This is a genomic window from Pantoea sp. UBA4549, assembly GCF_002387285.1.
GTDB classification, from domain to species: Bacteria; Pseudomonadota; Gammaproteobacteria; order Enterobacterales; family Enterobacteriaceae; genus Pantoea; species Pantoea borealis.
This window is the reverse complement of sequence record NZ_DGLH01000007.1, coordinates 42044-63046: the sequence shown is the minus strand read 5'-3', so window position 1 is coordinate 63046 and position 21003 is coordinate 42044. Positions and strand designations below refer to the sequence as shown.

General features: G+C 59.4%; 16 protein-coding genes. 7 read left to right on the top strand and 9 right to left on the bottom strand.

Features of this window, described 5'->3' with window-relative positions; all coding sequences use genetic code 11:
- The first annotated feature begins 182 nt into the window (after nt 1-182).
- Entirely contained in the window at nt 183-2627 is a 2445-nt protein-coding gene (locus tag B3041_RS05240) for a glucose/quinate/shikimate family membrane-bound PQQ-dependent dehydrogenase (RefSeq protein ID WP_292969913.1), read from the top strand.
- Nucleotides 2628-2667: 40 nt separating this feature from the next.
- Here B3041_RS05240 and B3041_RS05235 read toward each other — a convergent pair whose 3' ends face one another.
- The 3 genes from B3041_RS05235 to xseA form a co-directional block, all read right to left on the bottom strand.
- Complete coding sequence (locus B3041_RS05235) at nt 2668-2994, bottom strand: protealysin inhibitor emfourin (protein ID WP_292969911.1); 327 nt, start codon at nt 2992-2994, stop codon at nt 2668-2670.
- Nucleotides 2991-4004 carry a M4 family metallopeptidase gene (locus B3041_RS05230; RefSeq protein WP_065648691.1) on the bottom strand — a complete coding sequence of 338 codons (1014 nt, stop codon included), beginning with the start codon at nt 4002-4004 and terminating at the stop codon, nt 2991-2993. Before B3041_RS05230 ends, B3041_RS05235 begins: the two co-directional genes overlap by 4 nt.
- Before the next feature lie 97 nt (nt 4005-4101).
- The gene (gene xseA, locus B3041_RS05225) at nt 4102-5478 is read right to left on the bottom strand and encodes an exodeoxyribonuclease VII large subunit (protein WP_292969909.1); all 1377 of its coding nucleotides are present in this window, start codon (nt 5476-5478) and stop codon (nt 4102-4104) included.
- 169 nt (nt 5479-5647) lie between these two features.
- Here xseA and guaB point away from each other — a divergent pair, with 169 nt between their 5' ends.
- The 3 genes from guaB (at nt 5648) to B3041_RS05210 (ending at nt 9718) form a co-directional block, all read left to right on the top strand.
- Complete coding sequence (gene guaB / locus B3041_RS05220; RefSeq protein ID WP_065648693.1) at nt 5648-7114, top strand: IMP dehydrogenase; 1467 nt, start codon at nt 5648-5650, stop codon at nt 7112-7114.
- Nucleotides 7115-7186: 72 nt separating this feature from the next.
- Entirely contained in the window at nt 7187-8767 is a 1581-nt protein-coding gene (gene guaA, locus B3041_RS05215) for a glutamine-hydrolyzing GMP synthase (RefSeq protein WP_065648694.1), read from the top strand.
- A 174-nt stretch (nt 8768-8941) separates the two neighbouring features.
- Nucleotides 8942-9718: a DUF3750 domain-containing protein gene (locus B3041_RS05210; protein ID WP_292969905.1), complete on the top strand. Its 777-nt coding sequence runs from the start codon at nt 8942-8944 to the stop codon at nt 9716-9718.
- 32 nt (nt 9719-9750) lie between these two features.
- On the opposite strand, the gene B3041_RS05205 is transcribed toward B3041_RS05210, so the two are convergent.
- The 6 genes from B3041_RS05205 to ppk1 all read right to left on the bottom strand — a co-directional run bounded on the left by B3041_RS05205 (nt 9751) and on the right by ppk1 (nt 16052).
- Nucleotides 9751-9930 (bottom strand): DUF2158 domain-containing protein, encoded by a 180-nt coding sequence (locus B3041_RS05205; protein ID WP_065648696.1) that lies wholly within the window; start codon nt 9928-9930, stop codon nt 9751-9753.
- A 71-nt stretch (nt 9931-10001) separates the two neighbouring features.
- Nucleotides 10002-11435, bottom strand: a complete 1434-nt coding sequence (gene mgtE, locus B3041_RS05200) for a magnesium transporter (protein WP_065648697.1) — start codon at nt 11433-11435, stop codon at nt 10002-10004.
- A gap of 85 nt (nt 11436-11520) precedes the next feature.
- On the bottom strand, nt 11521-11706 hold the full coding sequence (locus B3041_RS05195; protein ID WP_065648698.1) for a YfgG family protein: 186 nt from the start codon (nt 11704-11706) through the stop codon (nt 11521-11523).
- Between the two features lie 129 nt (nt 11707-11835).
- Nucleotides 11836-12435, bottom strand: a complete 600-nt coding sequence (gene tehB / locus B3041_RS05190) for a tellurite resistance methyltransferase TehB (RefSeq protein WP_065648699.1) — start codon at nt 12433-12435, stop codon at nt 11836-11838.
- 27 nt (nt 12436-12462) lie between these two features.
- Entirely contained in the window at nt 12463-13986 is a 1524-nt protein-coding gene (ppx, locus tag B3041_RS05185) for an exopolyphosphatase (protein ID WP_292969900.1), read from the bottom strand.
- Between the two features lie 5 nt (nt 13987-13991).
- A complete protein-coding gene (ppk1, locus tag B3041_RS05180) occupies nt 13992-16052 on the bottom strand; it encodes a polyphosphate kinase 1 (protein ID WP_065648701.1) in 2061 nt (686 codons plus the stop codon).
- A gap of 181 nt (nt 16053-16233) precedes the next feature.
- Here ppk1 and B3041_RS05175 point away from each other — a divergent pair, with 181 nt between their 5' ends.
- The 3 genes from B3041_RS05175 to pstB are packed head-to-tail and all read left to right on the top strand — an operon-like array spanning nt 16234 to nt 20705.
- The gene (locus tag B3041_RS05175; RefSeq protein WP_292969898.1) at nt 16234-18327 is read left to right on the top strand and encodes an ABC transporter permease subunit; all 2094 of its coding nucleotides are present in this window, start codon (nt 16234-16236) and stop codon (nt 18325-18327) included.
- Nucleotides 18324-19925 (top strand): phosphate ABC transporter permease PstA, encoded by a 1602-nt coding sequence (gene pstA, locus B3041_RS05170; protein ID WP_292969896.1) that lies wholly within the window; start codon nt 18324-18326, stop codon nt 19923-19925. Before B3041_RS05175 ends, pstA begins: the two co-directional genes overlap by 4 nt.
- A gap of 12 nt (nt 19926-19937) precedes the next feature.
- Complete coding sequence (gene pstB / locus B3041_RS05165) at nt 19938-20705, top strand: phosphate ABC transporter ATP-binding protein PstB (RefSeq protein ID WP_065648704.1); 768 nt, start codon at nt 19938-19940, stop codon at nt 20703-20705.
- Nucleotides 20706-21003: the final 298 nt, after the last annotated feature.

Here is a 21003-nt window from a genome sequence, read left to right as displayed (position 1 = left end):
CTTTTAATTGTACCATCTGGTACAATCCTGCCGCCTTATGGTGAGCTCGCCCTGATATACCGCGTTCTCATGCATGAGTGCGTGGTAGCGGGCTGCTTCGCAGTCCGTCATTAAATAAAGTGCTGCAGTGTCCCGCGACAGAGCCGGACAGGCGGCATGCAGTATTTTTCAGGAGAGTTTGTGTGAAGGCAGAACATTCCACTCGCCCCGGCAGGGGACTCAGTGCCTGGTCCGTGCTGTTCGGGCTGGTGCTGCTGGCGATCGGCCTGTTTTTCGCTATTGGCGGCGGTAAACTGGCGGCACTGGATGGCAGTAAATACTTTCTGATTGCCGGTATCGTTATGATCGCGTCGGCGATCCAGTTTATCCGGCGCAAAGCGTCAGCGGTAACGCTGCTGGCGCTGGCGTTTATCGGTACCCTGATCTGGGCGGTGATGGATGCCGGCTGGCACTTCTGGCCGCTGGTTTCCCGGCTGATGGTGCCGGCAGGCCTGATGCTGTTTGCATTTCTGACGTGGCCTGCGCTGCGTAAAAGCGAAGGCAAAGCGCCGCTGGCAACGCTCTCTTATGCGCTGTCAGCGCTGATTGCGGCTGGCATGGTCACCACCGTGGTGCAGATGTTTCAGCCGCATCCGACCGTGGCCTTTACCGGTTCACAGCTGCCGCTGATCCCGGCAGATAAAAGCAAACCGCAGCAGGACTGGAGCAGCTACGGCCGCACGCCGGAGGGCGATCGCTTTGCGGCGATTGACCAGATCACGCGTGACAACGTTAAGGAACTGCAGGTTGCCTGGACCTTCCATACCGGTGACACGCCGCTCAGTCCGACCGGCAATGGCGCTGAAGATCAGCAGACGCCGCTGCAGGTAGGCAACACGCTCTATCTCTGCACGCCGCATAACAATGTGATTGCAGTGGAAGCGGACAGCGGTAAGCAGATCTGGAAGCGTGAAATCAATGCGCAGGCGGAAGTGTGGAACCGCTGCCGCGGTCTGGCCTATTTTGACGCCACCAAACCGGTAACGCAGCCTACGCAGCCAGGCTCCACGCCGATGCCGCCACCGGTACTGGCCGCAGGCGACAGCTGCCAGCGCCGTATCCTGATGAACACCATCGATGCGCGTCTTATCGCAATTAACGCCGACAACGGTGAGTTCTGCGCCAGCTTTGGCAACAACGGTGTGGTTGATCTGAAGCAGGGGCTGGGCAAGGCGCCCGATCCGCTCTATCAGCTGACCTCCGCTCCGCAGGTTGCCGGTACCACCGTGGTAGTCGGCGGTCGCGTGGCGGATAACGTGCAGACCGATATGCCAGGCGGCGTACTGCGCGGCTTTGATGTGATCAGCGGTAAAATGCGCTGGGCGTTTGATCCGGGCAATGACGATCCGAATGCGGTACTGATGCCGGGCCAGGATTATACCCGCAGCACGCCAAACTCCTGGGCGCCGCTCTCCTACGATCCGGCAATGAACACCGTATTCCTGCCGATGGGCAGCTCGTCAGTGGATCTGTGGGGCGCGAATCGCACAAAGCTCGATCACACTTACGGCGCATCAATCCTCGCGCTGGATGCCACCACCGGCAAACAGAAGTGGGTCTATCAGACAGTTCACAACGACCTGTGGGACTTCGACCTGCCGATGCAGCCAAGCCTGGTCGACTTCCCGATGAAAGATGGCACCACCAAACCGGCGGTGGTCATCGGGGCAAAAACCGGCATGATCTGGGTGCTGGACCGCCTGACCGGCAAGCCGCTGACCAAAGTGGAAGAGCGGCCGATGCCGCAGGGCCACATCCCGAACGAGCAGTACACCAAAACCCAGCCGCACTCGGTTGAGATGCCCAATATCGGCAATCAGACGCTGACGGAATCCGATATGTGGGGCGCGACGCCGTTTGACCAGCTGGCGTGCCGTATCGCATTTAAAGGCATGCGCTATGACGGTCTGTTCACCGTACCGGACACGGACAAGTCGCTCAGCTTCCCGGGGTCTCTGGGTGGTCTGAACTGGGGCAGCATCTCATTTGATCCGAACAACCAGTATATGTTCGTCAATGATATGCGTCTCGGCCTGTGGGTGCAGATGATCCCGCAGGACACCAGCAAAGTGGCCCGCGGCAGCAACGGCGGTGAGTCGGTGAACACCGGTATGGGTGCCGTACCGCTTAAGGGCACGCCATATGCGGTGAACAAAAACCGCTTTATGTCGCCGCTCGGCATTCCGTGCCAGGCCCCGCCGTTTGGTACGCTGTCAGCCATCGACATGAAAACGCGCCAGATCGTCTGGCAGGTGCCGGTGGGTACCGTGCAGGATACCGGCCCGTTTGGTATCAAAATGCACGCGCAGATGCCGGTAGGGATGCCAACGCTGGGCGGTACGCTGGCGACGCAGGGCGGACTGGTGTTTATCGCCGGTACCCAGGACTACTACCTGCGCGCCTTTGACAGCTCAACCGGTAAAGAGGTGTGGAAAGCGCGCCTGCCGGTCGGCAGCCAGGGTGGCCCGATCAGCTATGTCTCGCCCAAAAATGGCAAGCAGTACATCCTGATCTCTGCCGGTGGCGCACGCCAGTCGCCGGATCGCGGGGATTATGTGATTGCCTACGCGCTGCCAGACAGCAAGTAAGAGCAGCAGGGCCGGCAGACAATGCCGGCCTTTTTTTTGCCTACTCCCCGTTCTGCCACAGCGCCTGCAGCGCTGGCGGCGCATCCTTCTCCGCCACATAAATCACAATGGCACCTGCTTCATGGTGAGTGGCGTAGGTGATCTGAATACGAAAATAGTGCTGATCGCCACTGCCTGCGGTGCTGGCTTGCTCCGCCTGCTCTCCGAAGGGCAGCGCCTGCTCCAGCACCTGACAGACCCGCTGTTTCTGCGGCTCCGGCAGCTGGGCCAGCGCAAAACGCCGCTCTTTACGCAATTTGGGGATAAAGGCGAAACCGCCCTCCCGCGCCAGCTCTATGATGGCGTCATCCGTCAGTTCTACGTTCACTTCACACCCACCTCTTGCCAGGCGGCCCTGATCTGCTCCGCGACCTGCCGATCAAAGCGTTTCGCCGCATGCTCAACGGTAAAGCGGGCAAAGGTGCTGAAATCAGCATCCTGCGGCAGGGTTTTGTCACACAGCGTGTCATACCATGCCTGGCCGGCGCGTTCCCACGCAAAGCCGCCCAGCGCGGTGGCCGCGAGATAAAACGCGCGGTTGGGAATGCCGGAGTTAAGATGCACGCCGCCGTTGTCATCACGCGTTTCGATATAGTGCGCCATATCCGCAGGCTGCGGATCTTTGCCCAGCAGCGGGTCATCATAGGCGGTGCCGGGTGCGGACATTGAGCGCAGACCGCTGCCGTTAATGCCTTTAGCCAGCAATCCTTCGCCGATGATCCAGTCCGCTTCCTCCGCGCGCTGCTGCCGCTGATACTGTTTTACCAGTGAGCCAAAGACATCAGACATCGACTCATTCAGCGCGCCCGCCTGCTGAAAGTAGATCAGTCCCGCTTCGCTTTCCGTGACGCCGTGCGTCAGTTCATGGGCGACCACGTCAATCGCGATGGTGAAGCGATTAAAAATCTCGCCGTCACCGTCGCCAAAGACCATCTGCTGGCCGTTCCAGAAAGCGTTCTGATAATTCTGGCCGTAGTGCACAGTACCGTCCAGCTTCAGCCCTTTGTTGTCGAGCGAGTTTCGCTGATAAACGTTCCAGAAAAAATCATAAGTAACGCCCAGATAGTCCCAGGCTTCATCAGCAGCCACGTCGCCATTGCCGGGCTGACCTTCCTGACGAATCAGCGTGCCGGGCAGCGTCTGGCTATGCCCGGCATCAAAAATGGCGCGCAGTACCTCGCCTGGCCGGGCAATATCCGCCGGGGCGACAACGCGGTGCGGCTCCGCCATCAGCTGCTGAACGTGGGTAAGCGTACGGCGTGCCGACGCCTGTTGCGGCCCTGCACAGTTATCGATGATATTACGCAGAATATAGGGGGGGATTACGCTGTATGACATGCCGGACTCCCTGAGTGATGGGTATGCAAAGAGTATAGACCGGGGTCAGGCAGAGCAGGGGGGCGTGAAAGCAGGGAGAGCATCTCTCCCTGCTGGCTTAGTCAGATCGGCGGGATGTGCGGCGGCGCTTCAGCGGCGTGAGGGCAGTGACTTCGCTCTCTACCCAGCCATCCTGCAGCCGGGTGCGCAGTCTGTCGCCCGGCTGCAGCGGGGCGATCTGTTTTACGACTTCGCCCTGCGTATCGGTGGTGACGCTGAAGCCGCGCGCCAGCGTCGCCAGCGGGCTGACGCCCTCCAGCTGTGCCATCAGCGTGCCAAAGCGCTGGCGATCCTGCCCCAGCTGCTGCGTCATGCTCTGCTGCAGCCGGTAGTGCCAGTGCGTGAGCTGCTGCTGCGCGCGCAGGATGCGTCCCTGCGGCTGCTGCGCACTGAGCCGCTGCAGCAGCCGATCCTGCTGCCGCTGCGCGCTGCGCAGTTGCCGATCGGCGGCGGCGCCTAAGCGACGCTGCAGCTGAAACAGGGCGGTCTGCTGGCGAGCCAGGCGCAGCTGCGGATGCTGCTGCTGCAGGCGATGCTGAAGCTGGGTGAGATAACGCTGCTGCCCGGCAAGGTAGTAGTCCATCGCCATCTCCATGCGCTGCTGCTGTGACTGCAGCTGGCGCAGCAGTTCGACCTGATTGCGGCTGACGATCTCAGCGGCGGCAGAGGGCGTGGGCGCGCGTAAATCCGCGACAAAATCGGCAATGGTGACATCCGTTTCATGTCCCACGGCGCTGACCACCGGCAGGCGGCTGGCAAAAATCGCACGCGCCACGCGTTCATCGTTAAAGCACCAGAGATCTTCCAGCGAGCCGCCGCCGCGGCCGACAATCAGCACGTCACATTCGTTGCGCTGGTTGGCCAGCTCGATAGCGCGCACGATGGCAGCGGGCGCATCGGCCCCCTGCACCACGGTGGGGTAGATGACCACCGGGAGTGAGGGATCGCGGCGGTGCAGCACGCGCAGCACATCATGCAGCGCGGCGCCGGTTGCGGAGGTGATCACCCCGACCTGGCGGGCCGGATCGGGCAGCGGCTGTTTGAACTGCTGATCGAACAACCCTTCTGCGCTGAGCTGCGCTTTCAGCTGCTCAAACTGCTGCTGCAGCAGGCCTTCACCCGCCGGATGCATGCTTTCAATGATTAACTGATAGTCGCCGCGCGGCTCATACAGCGTGACGCTGGCCCGCACCAGCACCTGCTGCCCGTGCTGCGGCCGGAACGTCACGCGCCGGTTGCTGTTGCGGAACATCGCGCAGCGCACCTGGGCGCCATCATCTTTCAGCGTGAAGTACCAGTGGCCGGACGCGGGCTGCGTGAAATTAGAGATCTCAGCGCTGAGCCACACCAGGCCCATCTCATTTTCCAGCAGCGTGCGCACCGTGGTGTTGAGGCGGCTGACGGTAAAAATATTGGCGGTTGCAGGTAGCGACATGTGATGAAGATCAAATTTTAAATCAGAGGGTTAATTCATCGATACTACAGGGCTGCTGCGCAGGATCAAGACTTTTTCTGAAAAAGCAGTAGAGGCAATCGGTTTCGTCCTGTATAATGCCGCGGCAATATTTTATCTGTTTTCAACGCCCCCAGGTGGAGATATTGCAATGCTAAGAATCGCGAAAGAAGCCCTCACATTTGACGACGTCCTGCTCGTTCCCGCTCACTCCACTGTATTGCCTAACACCGCTGACCTCAGCACCCAACTGACCAAAAACATCCGTCTGAACATTCCTATGCTCTCTGCTGCGATGGATACCGTGACCGAAGCGGGTCTGGCGATCGCGCTGGCACAGGAAGGCGGCCTCGGCTTTATTCATAAAAATATGTCGATTGAGCGTCAGGCTGATGAAGTGCGTAAGGTGAAAAAGCATGAAAGTGGCGTGGTAACAGAGCCGCAGACCGTGCTGCCGACCACGACGCTGGCGGAAGTGAAAGAACTTACCGACCGTAACGGCTTCGCCGGCTACCCGGTCGTCAACGCCGGTAACGAGCTGGTGGGGATCATCACCGGTCGCGATGTGCGCTTTGTGACCGATCTGACGCTGCCGGTTACCGCGGTCATGACGCCGAAAGAGCGTCTGGTCACGGTAAAAGAGGGTGAGGCGCGTGAAGTGGTACTGCAGAAGATGCACGAAAAGCGCGTTGAAAAAGCGCTGGTCGTGGATGAGAGTTTCCACCTGCTGGGCATGATCACCGTAAAAGATTTCCAGAAAGCTGAACGTAAACCCAACGCCTGTAAAGATGCGCAGGGCCGTCTGCGCGTGGGCGCGGCGGTGGGTGCCGGCGCCGGTAACGAAGAGCGCGTGGATGCGCTGGTTGCCGCTGGCGTTGACGTGCTGCTGATTGACTCTTCGCACGGCCACTCCGAAGGCGTGCTGCAGCGCATTCGTGAAACCCGCGCCAAATATCCCGATCTTGAAATCATTGGCGGCAACGTTGCCACCGGTGCCGGTGCCCTGGCGCTGGCTGAAGCGGGCGTGAGCGCGGTGAAAGTGGGTATCGGTCCGGGCTCTATCTGTACCACCCGTATCGTGACCGGCGTAGGCGTACCGCAGATCACCGCTGTTTCTGACGCCGTGGCGGCGCTGGAAGGCACCGGTATTCCGGTCGTGGCTGATGGCGGTATCCGCTTCTCCGGCGATATCGCTAAAGCGATCGCCGCAGGCGCAGCCGCTGTGATGGTGGGCTCCATGCTGGCCGGTACCGAAGAGTCTCCGGGCGAGATCGAACTCTACCAGGGCCGCGCCTTTAAATCCTACCGCGGCATGGGCTCGCTCGGTGCGATGTCCAAAGGCTCTTCTGACCGTTACTTCCAGACTGACAACGCCGCAGACAAGCTGGTACCGGAAGGCATTGAAGGCCGCGTTGCTTATAAAGGCCGCCTGAAAGAGATCGTTCATCAGCAGATGGGTGGCCTGCGCTCCTGCATGGGCCTGACCGGCTGCGCGACCATTGATGACCTGCGTACCAAAGCGGAGTTTGTTCGCATCAGCGGCGCCGGTATCAATGAGAGCCACGTGCACGATGTGACCATCACCAAAGAGTCACCGAACTACCGCATGGGTTCCTGATCCCTGAAGATTTCCCGCCCGGCTCTGGCCGGGCGCTTTTATTGTTAAGTCCCTTCCACTGGAAATGCCTCAATGACGACTGAAAATATTCATAAACATCGTATCCTGATCCTCGATTTTGGTTCGCAGTATACGCAGCTGGTTGCGCGCCGCGTGCGTGAGCTGGGCGTCTACTGCGAACTCTGGGCGTGGGATGTCACCGAAGAGCAAATCCGTCAGTTCAACCCAAACGGGATTATCCTGTCAGGTGGCCCTGAGAGCACCACCGAGCTGGACAGCCCGCGTGCGCCTGAGTATGTCTTTAACGCCGGCGTGCCGGTGCTGGGCGTCTGCTACGGCATGCAGACCATGGCGATGCAGCTGGGCGGCAAGGTTGAAGGCTCAAACGAACGCGAGTTTGGCTATGCGCAGGTGGAAGTCACCACCCAGAGTGCGCTGGTGCGTGATATCGAAGATGCGATCAGCGCCGCCGGCAAGCCGCTGCTGGATGTCTGGATGAGCCACGGTGATAAAGTCACCGCGATCCCGGCTGACTTCGTCACCGTTGCCAGCACTGAAACCTGTCCGTTTGCCATCATGGCCAATGAAGAGAAGAAGTTCTATGGCGTGCAGTTCCATCCGGAGGTGACGCACACCCGTCAGGGACTGCGCATGCTGGAACGCTTTATCCGCGATATCTGCGGCTGTGAAGCGCTCTGGACGCCGGCGAAAATCATTGAAGACGCCGTTGAACGTATCCGCCAGCAGGTGGGCAGCGACCGCGTGATCCTCGGCCTTTCCGGCGGCGTTGACTCCTCGGTAACCGCCATGCTGCTGCACCGCGCCATCGGCGATCGCCTGACCTGCGTATTTGTTGATAACGGTCTGCTGCGCCTGAATGAAGCAGAGCAGGTCATGGATATGTTTGGCGATCATTTCGGTCTGAACATTGTCCATGTACCGGCGGAAGCGCGTTTCCTGGATGCGCTGGCGGGTGAAAACGATCCGGAAGCCAAACGTAAAATCATCGGCCGCGTATTTGTCGAAGTGTTCGATGAAGAAGCGCTGAAGCTGACCGAAGTGAAGTGGCTGGCGCAGGGCACTATCTATCCGGATGTGATTGAGTCTGCCGCCTCTGCCACCGGCAAAGCGCACGTCATCAAATCGCACCATAACGTGGGCGGCCTGCCGAAAGAGATGAAGATGGGCCTGGTTGAGCCGCTGAAAGAGCTGTTCAAAGATGAAGTGCGCAAAATCGGCCTTGAGCTGGGTCTGCCGTACGACATGCTTTACCGTCACCCGTTCCCGGGTCCGGGTCTCGGCGTGCGCGTGCTGGGCGAAGTGAAGAAAGAGTACTGCGATCTGCTGCGCCGCGCCGACGCCATCTTTATTGAAGAGCTGCGCAAAGCGGATCTCTACAATAAAGTGAGTCAGGCGTTTACCGTGTTCCTGCCGGTGCGCTCCGTCGGCGTGATGGGCGACGGCCGTAAGTATGACTGGGTCGTCTCACTGCGTGCGGTGGAAACCATCGACTTTATGACCGCACACTGGGCGCATCTGCCATACGACTTCCTGGGCCGCGTCTCCAACCGCATCATCAATGAAGTCAGCGGCATCTCCCGCGTGGTGTATGACATCTCCGGTAAGCCACCGGCGACGATTGAGTGGGAATAATCCCTTTCTGACACAAAGCCCGCCGCGTGCGGGCTTTTTTTATGGCTGAAACACAGCGGCAGCGCACAATGATGTGTTTGCCGGCGCGTTGCGTGCCAGCGCATAGTTGGTGAATAAACAGGCGCCGTTTTGCTGCATAATAGCGCACTCTTTTTCTGCCCCGGATACCCCTGAATGCTGCCTGTAAAACTTATCCTGCTGACTTTTCTTTGTGCCGTGATCCTGTCGCTGGCGGCGAGCCTGGCGCAGGCGACGCGCAGCGGCGACCTGCAGACCGGGCAGGGCGGCTGGGCTACCGCGCGGCGCGACTCCGCCGGACTGGCACCCGATCCGCAGCGCTACGCCAGCGAGGCGGTGGTGCAGGTCTATGCGGCTCCCACTTACGGCTGGAAAGGCGCAGTGGCGGTGCATCCGTGGATCATCTTTAAGCGCGCCGGCGAGACGCAATACAACCGCTATGAGGTGATCAGCTGGGGCAGCGGTGACAAGGTGCGGCGCAACCGCAATCTGCCGGATGGCTACTGGTATGGCGCCCGTCCGCGCCTGCTGGTGGATCACCGCGGGGCGGCAGCGCAGGCGATGATCCCGCAGATTGAGGCGGCGATCCGCTCCTATCCGTGGCCCGCCACCTATCGCGCCTGGCCGGGGCCAAACAGCAATACCTTCCTGGCACACATCGGTCGCGAAGTGCCGGCGCTGAAGCTCGACCTGCCGGCAAACGCCGTCGGCAAGGATTACCGCTCGCTGCTGCACCCGGTCGGGCTGCCGCCCTCGGGGCGCGGTCTGCAGCTGTCGCTGCTGGGCGTACTGGGCGTGACGGTCGGTGCAGAAGAGGGCGTAGAGATGAATATACTGGGACTTAATCTTGGCGTGGATTTCACACCGCTGCGGCTGCGGCTGCCGTTTATCGGCGGCATCGGCCGGGAGAACGTGCAGAAGGATAATCCCTGACGGGGCGCCGCGGAGTGCGGCGCGCCGGGCACTCAGCAGACGCCGAAGTCGCCCTCTTCATGATAGAGGTTGACGCTGTCTGCTTTAATCTCTATCTCTTTTTTCAGCGGGTCGTCGATGCGGGCGCACCAGAGCATATCGCCCTCTGCACGCAGCACCTGCATTTTAGGACCACCGGTTTTTGACTGCACAAAATCGCCTTCGTTAAACATGTTGTGTCTCCATCAGATAAAGGATATGAGTGAGTGTAGCTGCGCCGGCATAAAGGCGCAGCTATCGTGACTCAGTGCGGCAGTAAAAACAGCGTGGCCAGACCGAGAAAGATAAAGAAGCCGCCGGTGTCGGTAAGGGCGGTGATCAGCACGCTGGAACCCACCGCCGGATCGCGCTTCATTTTGGTCATGATCAGCGGAATTAATACGCCCATCAGCGCCGCCAGCAGCAGGTTCAGCACCATCGCCAGCATCATCACGCCGCCAAGCTGAATATTGTCATACATCAGCCAGGTGATGCCTCCCATGATGCTGCCCCAGAACAGGCCGTTGATCAGCGCCACGCCCAGCTCGCGGCCTATCAGGAACGAGAAGTTACCGGGCTCCACCTGATGCAGCGCCAGCGCGCGCACAATCATGGTAATGGTCTGGTTACCGGTATTGCCGCCAATGCCGGCCACAATCGGCATCAGGGTCGCGAGCGCCACCAGCTGCGAAATAGTCGCTTCAAACAGGCCGATGACGCGCGAGGCGATAAATGCGGTGCAGAGATTAATGGCCAGCCACGTCCAGCGCTTGCTGACCGCTTTACGCACCGGTGCAAACACATCCTCTTCCTGGCTGATACCGCCCATTTTGCGGATGTTGCTCTCATTCTCCTGGTTCACCAGATCGATCACATCTTCTACAGTAATGCGCCCAATCAGTTTGCCTTTGGCGTCGGTGACAGCGGCAGAGATCAGGTTATAGCGCTCAAAAGCGCTGGCGGCATCCTCGGCGTTATCATTGAGCTGAAACGTAGTGGGACGAGGGTTCATGACATCTGCGACCAGCGTTTTGGGTTTGTTCAGCAGAATATCGGTCAGCGGCAGCTCACCGAGCAGCTGATTCTGTGCGTTGGTAATAAAAATTTTATCGGTGCCGTTGGGCATGCTGCTGCGTTTGCGCAGAAAGCGCTGCACCGTGGCAAGGGTAACGTCGGCGCGCACGGTGAGAATATTGAAATCCATGATGCGGCCTACGCGATCGCGATCCAGCTCAATCACATCAAGCAGGCGCGCGCGCAGCTGCGGCTCCAGCGTGGTCAGCAGGCGGCCGGTGAGATCGCGCGACAGATAGCGTGCCAGATAAACCTGATCGTCAATATCCAGCGGTTCAATCGCGCGCAGGATCTCGCGATCGCTCATGCCGTCAGTCAGGCTCTCCCAGACGGTTTCTGAGGCTTCAACCAGCACGCGGCCACGCTGTTCTGAGGGCACCAGCTGCCAGAGCGCCCGGCGTTCCTCTTCCGGCAGCGCTTCCAGAATATCAGCGAGGTCGGCGGCATGCAGCGGCGCCAGCTCCTGCTCCAGCTGCTGACGCCAGGCGGCCACTTCGCGCAGCTCTGCGGCGCTGAGGTCGACAGATTTATCCAGCAGGACATCCACTAAGTCCTGTTTGCTTAGCAGCAGCGAGAGAATGCGCTGGCGGGATATGGTTAGTTGTTGTGCGTGCGAGGCAGACATAACGCGTCCTTTGTGTCTGTAAAGTCAGCACAAAGTGTAGCGTGTTACCGGCAGAACGGGCAGAACAAAGGCCGTAATTGCAGCGTCAGCGCGTGTCGCTGCTGCTCAGCGTCGCCGGTTCCGGCAGGGGCTTTTTCTGCTGATGATGCTCAATGGCACCGGGAATGATAAAAATCAGGCGACCAGCCAGAATAAAAAAGCTGATCAGCAAAACGATGCGGGTCATGGTGCCGGTTTTGGGACGTCTTCGTGGTGATAGGGCGCTGTTCACGCGGGTGTTCCTGTTGATACCCCTCAGGGCGATAACAATATTTAGTCACAGTTACCGGATGGGGTCAATCGCTGTATGAAAAATAAGCATTGAATGCGTGCGACAGGGGCCGCAGACCGCGGCCCTGCTTCAGTAACTCGCCTTTTGTGCCAGCAGGGTGGCAAACTGACATTTAATGCGGTTACCGTCGGCGTCACGACGGTGCAGCTCGCCGACATCCTCGTTATATTTTACGATGTGCCAGTTGCGGTAGTAGTGGCTCAGCTCGCCCGATTTAAAGGTAAACGGGAACGCCTGCGTATTGGGGTAATCAGCGGTGCTCATCGCCGCCACAATCAGGTTGTAGCCATACTTCTGCGTACTGGCTTGCATATCGGCAATCAGCTGCGGGATCGTCTCCGGCTGCAGAAACATCATCACCACCGTTGAGAGCACAAACTGATAGCTGCCGTTGAAGCGCAGCTGGTTGAGATCGCACAGCGCTGTCTGAATGTTCGGCAGCTGTTCGGTGGCAATAATGGTATTCAGGTAGTCAAGGCTTGCCGGATTAGCGTCCCAGGCGGTGACGTTAAAGCCGTGCTGGCTGAGATAAAGGCTGTTGCGGCCTTTACCGCAGCCGAGATCCAGCGCGTTGCCCGGCGTCAGCTTTGGCAGCGCCGCGCGCACTTCAGAGTGCGGCGGCGATAAATCATACTTTTCTGTAAACCAGTTATCAGGGCGTGTCGTCATCGTCAGACAGCGGGCAGACGGCCCGCGTTACTCCTCTTCCAGTAGCAGTTTCCAGCCGGTCACGTCGCTCCAGTACGCCTGCTCGCGCTCAAGGTCGAGCTGCACCAGCGTATTCTGGCTGAGGAAACCGGCCGGGAAGGTGAGCGTCCAGTGACCATCATCCGTTGAAAGCTTCAGTGCATCGGGGCGCGTGGTCGCCTGACGCTGGTTGTTCAGCAGCGTGCCGAGGCGCAGCAGAAAAATCATCGGCAGCACCTGCTTTTTCTTAAACAGGGTAAAGCGCGGGATCTCATCCTGCTTCACCGCTTTACGATGGAAGCGTACCAGCGTGGCCAGCAGCATCTGTTGATCCTGGTTAAAGCCAGGCATATTAGAGTGCTGCAGGATATAGGCGGAATGCCGCTGCATACCACTGTGATTAATGGTCAGGCCGACCTCATGCAGCAGGGCCGCCCACTTCAGCAGGGCGGTCAGCTGCGGATTCGCCTGCTTCGGATTCTGCTCCTGCCACTGCAGATAGAGCTGCTCTGTGGTTTCCAGCACGCGGCGCGCCTGATCGCTGTCGATCACATAGTGATTCGCCAGGCTCTGCGCGGTACGGCTGCGGATATCCTGATGGCGGAAGCGCCCCTCCATCTCATAGAGAACGCCTTCGCGCAGCGCACCGTCAGAGAGACGCAGTTCGCGGATCGCCAGCGCGTCAAAGACGCCGCACAGGATCGCAAGGCCAGGCACAAACACCGCTTTGCGCTCTTCAGATAAGCCCGGCAGGCTCAGGGCATCAAAGGATTTATGCTTCAGCACTTCGCTGACCAGCATATCGAGATTGTCAGGCGTCACGCGCTTCTCTTTCTCGCCCATCGCCAGCAGCACTTCACAGGCGGCTTTGATACTGCCGGAGGCGCCCAGCGCATATTGCCAGCCGTGCAGGCGATATTGCCACGCCAGCGTCTCCAGCTTGTGGGTGGCGGCAAGGCGGGCGCGGCGAAAATTATCCTGGCTGATTTCGCCTTGCGGGAAATAGAGGTTAGCGAAGCTGACGCAGCCCATGCGGCGGCTCTCAACCAGCTGCGGCTCAAAATCCTCGCCGATCACCAGCTCGGTTGACCCTCCGCCGATATCAATCACCAGCTTGCGCCCTTTTTCCGGCTGAGTATGCTCAACGCCCATGAAAATCAGGCGCGCCTCTTCGTTGCCGGAGATCACCTCAATTGGATAGGGGATCACCTCTGCGGCGCGCTGCAGAAACTCTTCGGCATTGGTTGCGATGCGCAGCGTATGCGTGCCGACAATGGTCACGTTGGCGGCGCTAAAGCCCTGCAGGCGCTCAGCGAACAGAGCCAGGCAGCTCAGACCGCGCACAATCGCGTCTTCGCTCAGCCGGTTCTGCGCGTCAAGCCCGTCAGCCAGGTGCACCCGCTGCTTCAGACGCCCCAGAACCTGCATGGCGCCATCTACTACGCGGGCGATCACCATATGAAAACTGTTTGAGCCGAGATCGATGGCCGCAAATTCCTGCGGCTTCGGCGTACTCTTCGGAGTAATTGGCATAGGCGTTATTCAGGTTGTTCCAGTCTCTTGATGTAATCGTAAATCGCCAGCTGCGAGCGCACTTTCCTGCGATTGCCGCGCGGAACATAACGGTTACTCAGCTCTTTGTCTACGATACGTGCTTTCACCGTATCACTTAACAGAATGGCGATAATATCCAGAATCCGCTGTTTAAGACGTGGATCGAGCACCGCCACGGCGACCTCAATGCGGTAATCGATGTTGCGCGTCATCCAGTCAGCCGAGGAGAGAAACACCTTTTTCTCGCCGCCATTTTCAAAAATATACACCCGGTCGTGTTCAAGATAACGATCAACAATGCTGGTAATGCGAATATTTTCACTGATGCCGGGCAGGTCCGGGATCAGCGAGCACATACCGCGCACCAGCAGGTTGATTTTCACCCCGGCTGCCGAGGCCGCATAGAGTCTGTCGACCAGGCCATTATCAACCAGGTTGTTGATTTTTAATGTAATACCGCACGGCTTGCTCTGCTGCGCATTGGCAATCTCCGTATCGATCAGCTGATAGAGCACGGCCCGTGAATTTTGCGGCGACACCATCAGATGTTCAAAGGTCACCGGGCGATAGGGGTTCTCAATGAAGTTAAATACGCGGCGCACTTCGTTCGTGATGCGCGCATCAGCGGTGAGCAGGGAGTAGTCGGTATAAAGGCGCGCGGTCTTCTCATTAAAGTTGCCGGTGCCGATATGCGCATAGCGCACCACCTCTTCATTTTCGCGACGGGAAATCAGAAACAGTTTGGCGTGAATTTTCAGACCAGGCGCAGAGAAGATAACGTGCACGCCCGCCTCAGTCAGCCGCTTGGCCCAGTGGATATTCGCCTCTTCATCAAAGCGCGCCTGCAGCTCAACCACCACCGTGACTTTTTTGCCGTTATGCGCTGCGTGGATCATCGCATCCATGATGCGGGAGTGTTTGGCTACACGATAGATATTGATTTTAATCGCCAGCACGCTGGGATCGAATGACGCCTGACGCAGCAGCTCCAGTACATGCTCAAAGGTGTGATAGGGATAGTAGAGCAGCACATCGCGATTGCGGATGGCGTCAAAGCCATTGCGGAAGCCATCAAAGCCGATATGGCGGATCTGCGGCAGCGGCCGGTTGACCAGGTTACTTTTGCCGACGTTTGGAAAGCCGATAAAATCTTTAAAGTTATGGTAACGGCCACCCGGTACAATGGAGTCATAGTTGGAAATAGAGAGCTTGTGGCGCAGCATCTCCACCATGGCATCGGGCATGTCGCGCTGATAGACAAAGCGCACCGGCTCAGCAGTAAGACGCTGCTTCAGGCTGGAGGACATCAGCTCCAGCAGGCTCGACTCCATCTCCGTGACCAGATCATATTCGGCGTCGCGCGTCATTTTCATGGAGTAGGCATTCAGCGCATCGTAGTCGAAAAAGCCTTTGAAAATCTCGTCCAGACAGTAGCGCAGAATGTTATCCAGCAGGATCATCGGCTTGCGGCGGCGTGGCGACTCTGCCGGCAGGTTGATAAAACGCGGCACCTTGTCGGACGGAATTTCAAGCAGCGCATAGCGGATATCCTCGCCGCGGATAATCTCCACCGCCAGGTAGGTATAATCATCTTTGAGAAACTCAATCAGATCGGTGTCATGGTTGATCAGAATAGGCGTGACGTGCTGGCGCAGCTGATGCTTGAAATAGTGGCGCAGCCACTCCTGCTGATTAGGTGAAAGCTGACGCTCGTTGATCAGGAAGATCTGATTGCGCGCCATCTCCAGCAGCAGCTCATTGTAGAGTGCATCAAACTCCTGATCGGACTTCAGCACCCGCTGCTGGATCTTCTTCAGCAGATGCCGCAGGGGAGTGGGTTTACCCTGCTCTTCGCTGATCAGAATGCGCCGCTTTAGATCGGCAAAGCGCACTTTATAGAACTCTTCAAGGTTGTTGGAATAGATACCTAAAAACCGCATGCGCTCAATCAGCGGGTTACTTTTATCCGCCGCTTCCTGCAGCACACGTTCATTAAAGGATAACCAGCTTATTTCTTTTTCGATATACAGCTTTTCCTGACCCATTCTGACTCCGTGATGCTGTGGCGGGACAATATGTCCGGCGCAAGGCGCGCAGTGGTGCGGCTCCGCTCAGTCTCCCTCACCATTATTGCTAGAGTATGGCAGGCTTGTCCAACCGCAACAGTTGTCTTATCAACCCGCTACGGGCAACATAGCGACTCTCTAATCTGAATCCCTGACCGGCATGAGCATAAACCATATTCCTGTTGAATTTAATGACCGTCGCCGGCGCGCCATCGATCGCTTCGTGCGGCGCATGGTGACGGCGTGCGGCGCAGGAATATTGCTGCTGATGCTGCTGCTGTTCTTCTGGCTTATCTGGGTGGTTCTGCCCTTATTCAGCGCGCCACAGCTTCAGCCTGCGCTCAGTCAGCAGCTGTGGGATAAAACGCCGGCGCTGGCGCTGGGCAGCAGCGGCACATTGGGCTGGCGTATCAGCCCTCATGAAGCGCGCTTTATTCCGCTTAACGGCGACCCCGCCGGCCCGGCGCTGGCGCTTTCGGACGCGCCGCAGGCTGCCGTTACCAGTAGCGCTGCTGATGCAGTGTTACTCAACGTGCAGGGCGCTCTGCTGTTGATGCAGCCGCGGATAGATCACCATCACGGCGAGTGGTATTTTCCGCTGGGCGATCGGCCGCTGCGGCTGCCGCAGGGTGCCGTCAGCCAGATGGCGCTGGCACAGACCGGCGAGGGGCAGTGGCGTATTGCTGCACAGACGCCAGCGGGGATCAGCGTGCTGACACTGGCTGGCCAGCAGCAGGTCAGCCAGGTCGTGCTGCCGCAGCAGCACGCCGATCAGCTGCTGCTGGCGCCTGACGGCACGCAGCTTTTTACCAGTCGTGAGCGCCAGCTGCAGGTGTGGCAGATTAGCGCCGGGGGCGCAGAGCTGCGTGAAACGCAGGCGCTGACGCATCCGGTTGCGAGCCTGCATATGCTGGCGGGGGGCCGATCGCTGCTGATCAGAGACGATCGCGGTGTCAGCCAGTGGTTTGCCATTACCGGCGAGCGCGGTCCGCGTCTGCAAAAAATCAAAACCTGGCACGGCTCACAGGGCGCGCAGGGCGTGGTGACGGAGCCACAGCGCCGGGTATTTGCCAGCTGGGATGGGCAGGGCGTGCTCAGCCTGTTTGCCAGCAAACAGTCAGGGCCGATCCTGACGCGTCAGCTGGCACCGGGTATTCAGGCGGTCGCCTTTTCGCCGCGCGGTGACGGGCTGATTGTCGAGCGCGCCGGGCACTGGCAGCAGTTCCGGCTTGATAATCCGTGGCCTGATGTTACCTGGCGTAACCTGTGGCAGAAAATCTGGTACGAGAATTATCCGCAGCCCGACTGGGTGTGGCAATCCACCGCTGCCGGCGACAGCTATCAGGCGAAATTCAGCCTGGTTCCGCTGGTCATTGGCACGCTCAAAGCCGCCGCGCTGGCGCTGCTGTTTGCCACGCCGCTGGCGCTGGCTGCGGCTATCTACACCGCCTGGTTTATGTCGCCGGGCCTGCGGCGCTGGGTTAAGCCTGGTATTGAGATGATGGGCGCGCTGCCGAGTGTGGTGATTGGCCTGATTGCCGGTATCTGGATGGCACCGCATATCAGCCACGCGCTGGCGGGCGTACTGCTGCTGCCGGTGATACTGGCCGCTACGCTGCTGCTGTGCGGCGTGCTGAGTCCGCGACTGCCGGCGCGCTGCCGTCGCCCGGGTGTTGAGGTGCTGTTACTGCTGCCGCTGCTGCTGCTGGTCACGCTGCTGACGCTATGGCTGGCGGCCCGGCTCTGGCCGGACGCCGGTGAACAGCTTATCCACTACGAACAGCGCAATCTGCTGGTTGCCGCGGTGGCAATGGGGTTTGCGCTGGTGCCGCTGATATTTACCCTGGCGGAAGATGCGCTGTTCAGCGTACCGGGGGCGCTCGGACAGGGCTCACTGGCGCTGGGCGCCACGCCGTGGCAGACCCTGACGCGGGTGGTGCTGCCTGGTGCGTCGGCAGGCATTTTCGCGGCACTGATGATCGGTTTTGGCCGGGCGGTGGGGGAGACGATGATCGTGCTGATGGCCACCGGCAACACGCCGGTAAGTGAAGGCGGGCTTTTTGCCGGGCTGCGGGCGCTGTCAGCGAATATCGCAATAGAGATGCCGGAGGCGGCAGCGGGCAGCGCACACTACCGCATTCTGTTTCTCAGCGCGCTGCTGCTGCTGCTGTTTACGCTGGTTATCAACACGGTGGCAGAAGTGATCCGCCAGCGGCTGCGCCGGCGTTACGGTCAGCATGAGGGACAGGGATGAAAAACGCACATCGTCAGAACGATCGCTGGCGCTGGCTGACGGCGGGGGCGGTGGCTGTCTGTTTGCTGGCGTTTACGCTGCTGATTGGTCTGCTTGGCTGGCAGGGGGTGCGTGCATTCTGGCCGCAGCCGGTGGATCGCTATCAGTTTCAGGCCTCTGGCACCGCGCCCGTTACGCTACTGGGCGAAACGCTGCAGGCAGAGCGGCAGAGCACCGGATGGCGCTATCTGGTGAAAACCGGCAACCGTGATTTTGCTGCCCCTGATTTCCGCGTGATTTACAGTCGCGCGCCAGCTGTTGCTGAACAGCCGCGTGACGTGCTGGTGCTGCAACGGCGCAACGGCGGTAACGCTTACGGCTGGCTGGTGGCGCTGCGGGAAGACAACGAGACACTTACCGCACATAATCGCGATGCGCTGCTGCAGCAGCGCCTGCAGCAGGTACAGGAGCAGCTGCGTCAGGCTGAGAATATTCGCCGTGTCGATATGGCGCGTCTTAACGCGCAGCTGGAAAATCTGCAGCAGCAGGCGGATGAGCAGCAGCACGAGCAGCGTTTTGGTCTGCAGCAGCAGTCAGAGTTTGATGCCAACAGCGCAGCCCTGCATCGTCGCTTCAGCGCGCTGGCTGAGCAGCTGGCGCATCTGCAGCGGGCGAGCCAGCGCGATACGCTGATCCTCCGCGACGCGCAGGGGACGGAACATACCCTGCCGCTGGCGCAGATTGTGGCGGCCTGGTATCCCAATAACATGAGCGTGACGCAAAAAGCGCAGCACTTTTTCCGGCAGGTGTGGCAGTTTGTCAGCGATTCACCCGCGGCAGGTGGCAGCGAGAGCGGCGCGTTTCCGGCTATTTTTGGTACGGTGCTGATGGTGGTGCTGATGTCGGTCATCGTTATGCCGCTCGGCGTGGTGGCTGCCGTCTGGCTGCATGAGTATGCCGGACGTCATACCCTGACGCGGCTGGTGCGCATCGCCGTGGTGAACCTTGCGGGCGTGCCCTCTATTGTTTATGGCGTATTTGGCCTCGGCTTTTTTGTCTGGCTGATTGGCGGCACGCTCGATCAGCTCTTTTTTTCCCGGGCGCTGCCAAACCCGACCTTTGGTACACCCGGCCTGCTGTGGGCGTCGCTGACGCTGGCGCTGCTGACGCTGCCGGTGGTGATTGTGGCAACAGAAGAGGGATTGTCACGGATACCCGATACGCTGCGTCAGGGATCGCTGGCGCTGGGGGCCACGCAGGCGGAAACGCTGTGGCGGGTGGTACTGCCGCTGGCGGTGCCGGCGATGCTCACCGGGCTGATTCTGGCGGTAGCGCGCGCGGCGGGAGAGACGGCGCCGCTGATGCTGGTCGGTGTGGTTAAAATGGTGCCGGAGCTGCCGGTAGACGCCGTGTTTCCTTATCTGCATCTTGACCGCAAATTTATGCACCTCGGCTTTCAGATTTACGATCTGGCCTTTCAGAGCCCGAACATCAATGCCGATCGGCCGCTGGTTTACGCCACCGCACTGCTGCTGGTAATGATCATTCTGTCGCTGAATCTGCTGGCGATGGTACTGCGCCACCGGCTGCGGGAGCGTTACCGGCTGATGACGCACTAATAAGGTTGGAACATGACGTCCGATGAGAACATTGCGCTACGCGTAAATAAATTATCGCTCTGGTACGGCGAGCGCCAGGCGCTGAACGCTATCGATCTGCAGATCCCGAAAAACCGTATCACGGCGCTGATTGGCCCCTCCGGCTGCGGAAAATCCACGCTGCTGCGCTGTTTTAACCGTATGAACGACATGATTAGCGGCTGCCGTACCGAAGGGGAAATTCTGCTGGACCAGCTGCCGGTGATGCAGGCGGGGCAGGATTTGCCGGCGCTGCGGCGGCGCATCGGCATGGTGTTTCAGCGTCCTAATCCGTTTCCCAAATCGATTTATGAGAACGTGGTGTATGGCCTGCGTCTGCAGGGCGTGCGCGATCGCCGCGTTTTAAATGAGGCGTGTGAACGCGCACTGCGCGCGGCGGCGCTCTGGGGAGAGGTGAAAGATCATCTGGCGCAGAATGCGCTGACGCTCTCCAGCGGTCAGCAGCAGCGGCTGGTGATCGCGCGGGCCATTGCGATTGAGCCGGAAGTTCTGCTGCTGGATGAGCCGACCTCTGCGCTCGATCCTATCTCTACGCTGGTGATTGAAGAGCTGATGACCACGCTGAAAGCGCATTTCACGCTGGTGCTGGTGACGCATAATATGCAGCAGGCGGCCCGCGTGTCTGATTACACCGCGTTTATGCATCAGGGACAGCTGATTGAGTTTGGAGATACCGATCGGATTTTCACCGCACCCGGCGTGCGCCGCACCGAAGAGTACATCACCGGCCGGTTCGGTTAATGCCGGTTACCGGAGGCGTCATTGCGTTCCGCACGCGAATCAACCCAGGGGCGCATGAATGGCGTCATTAGGTTCCGCACGCGAATCAACCCAGGGGCGCATGAATGCGCCCCCTACGGGGGGGATAAATGTATGGGGCGCATTAATGCGCCCCGGGTTGCGGGGTATCGAACGGGCGTCGTCGCGTTCCGCACGCGAATTAAACCAGGGGCGCATCAATGGCGTCATTAGGTTCCGCACGCGAATTAACCCAGGGGCGCATGAATGCGCCCCCTACGGGGGGATAAATGTAGGGGGC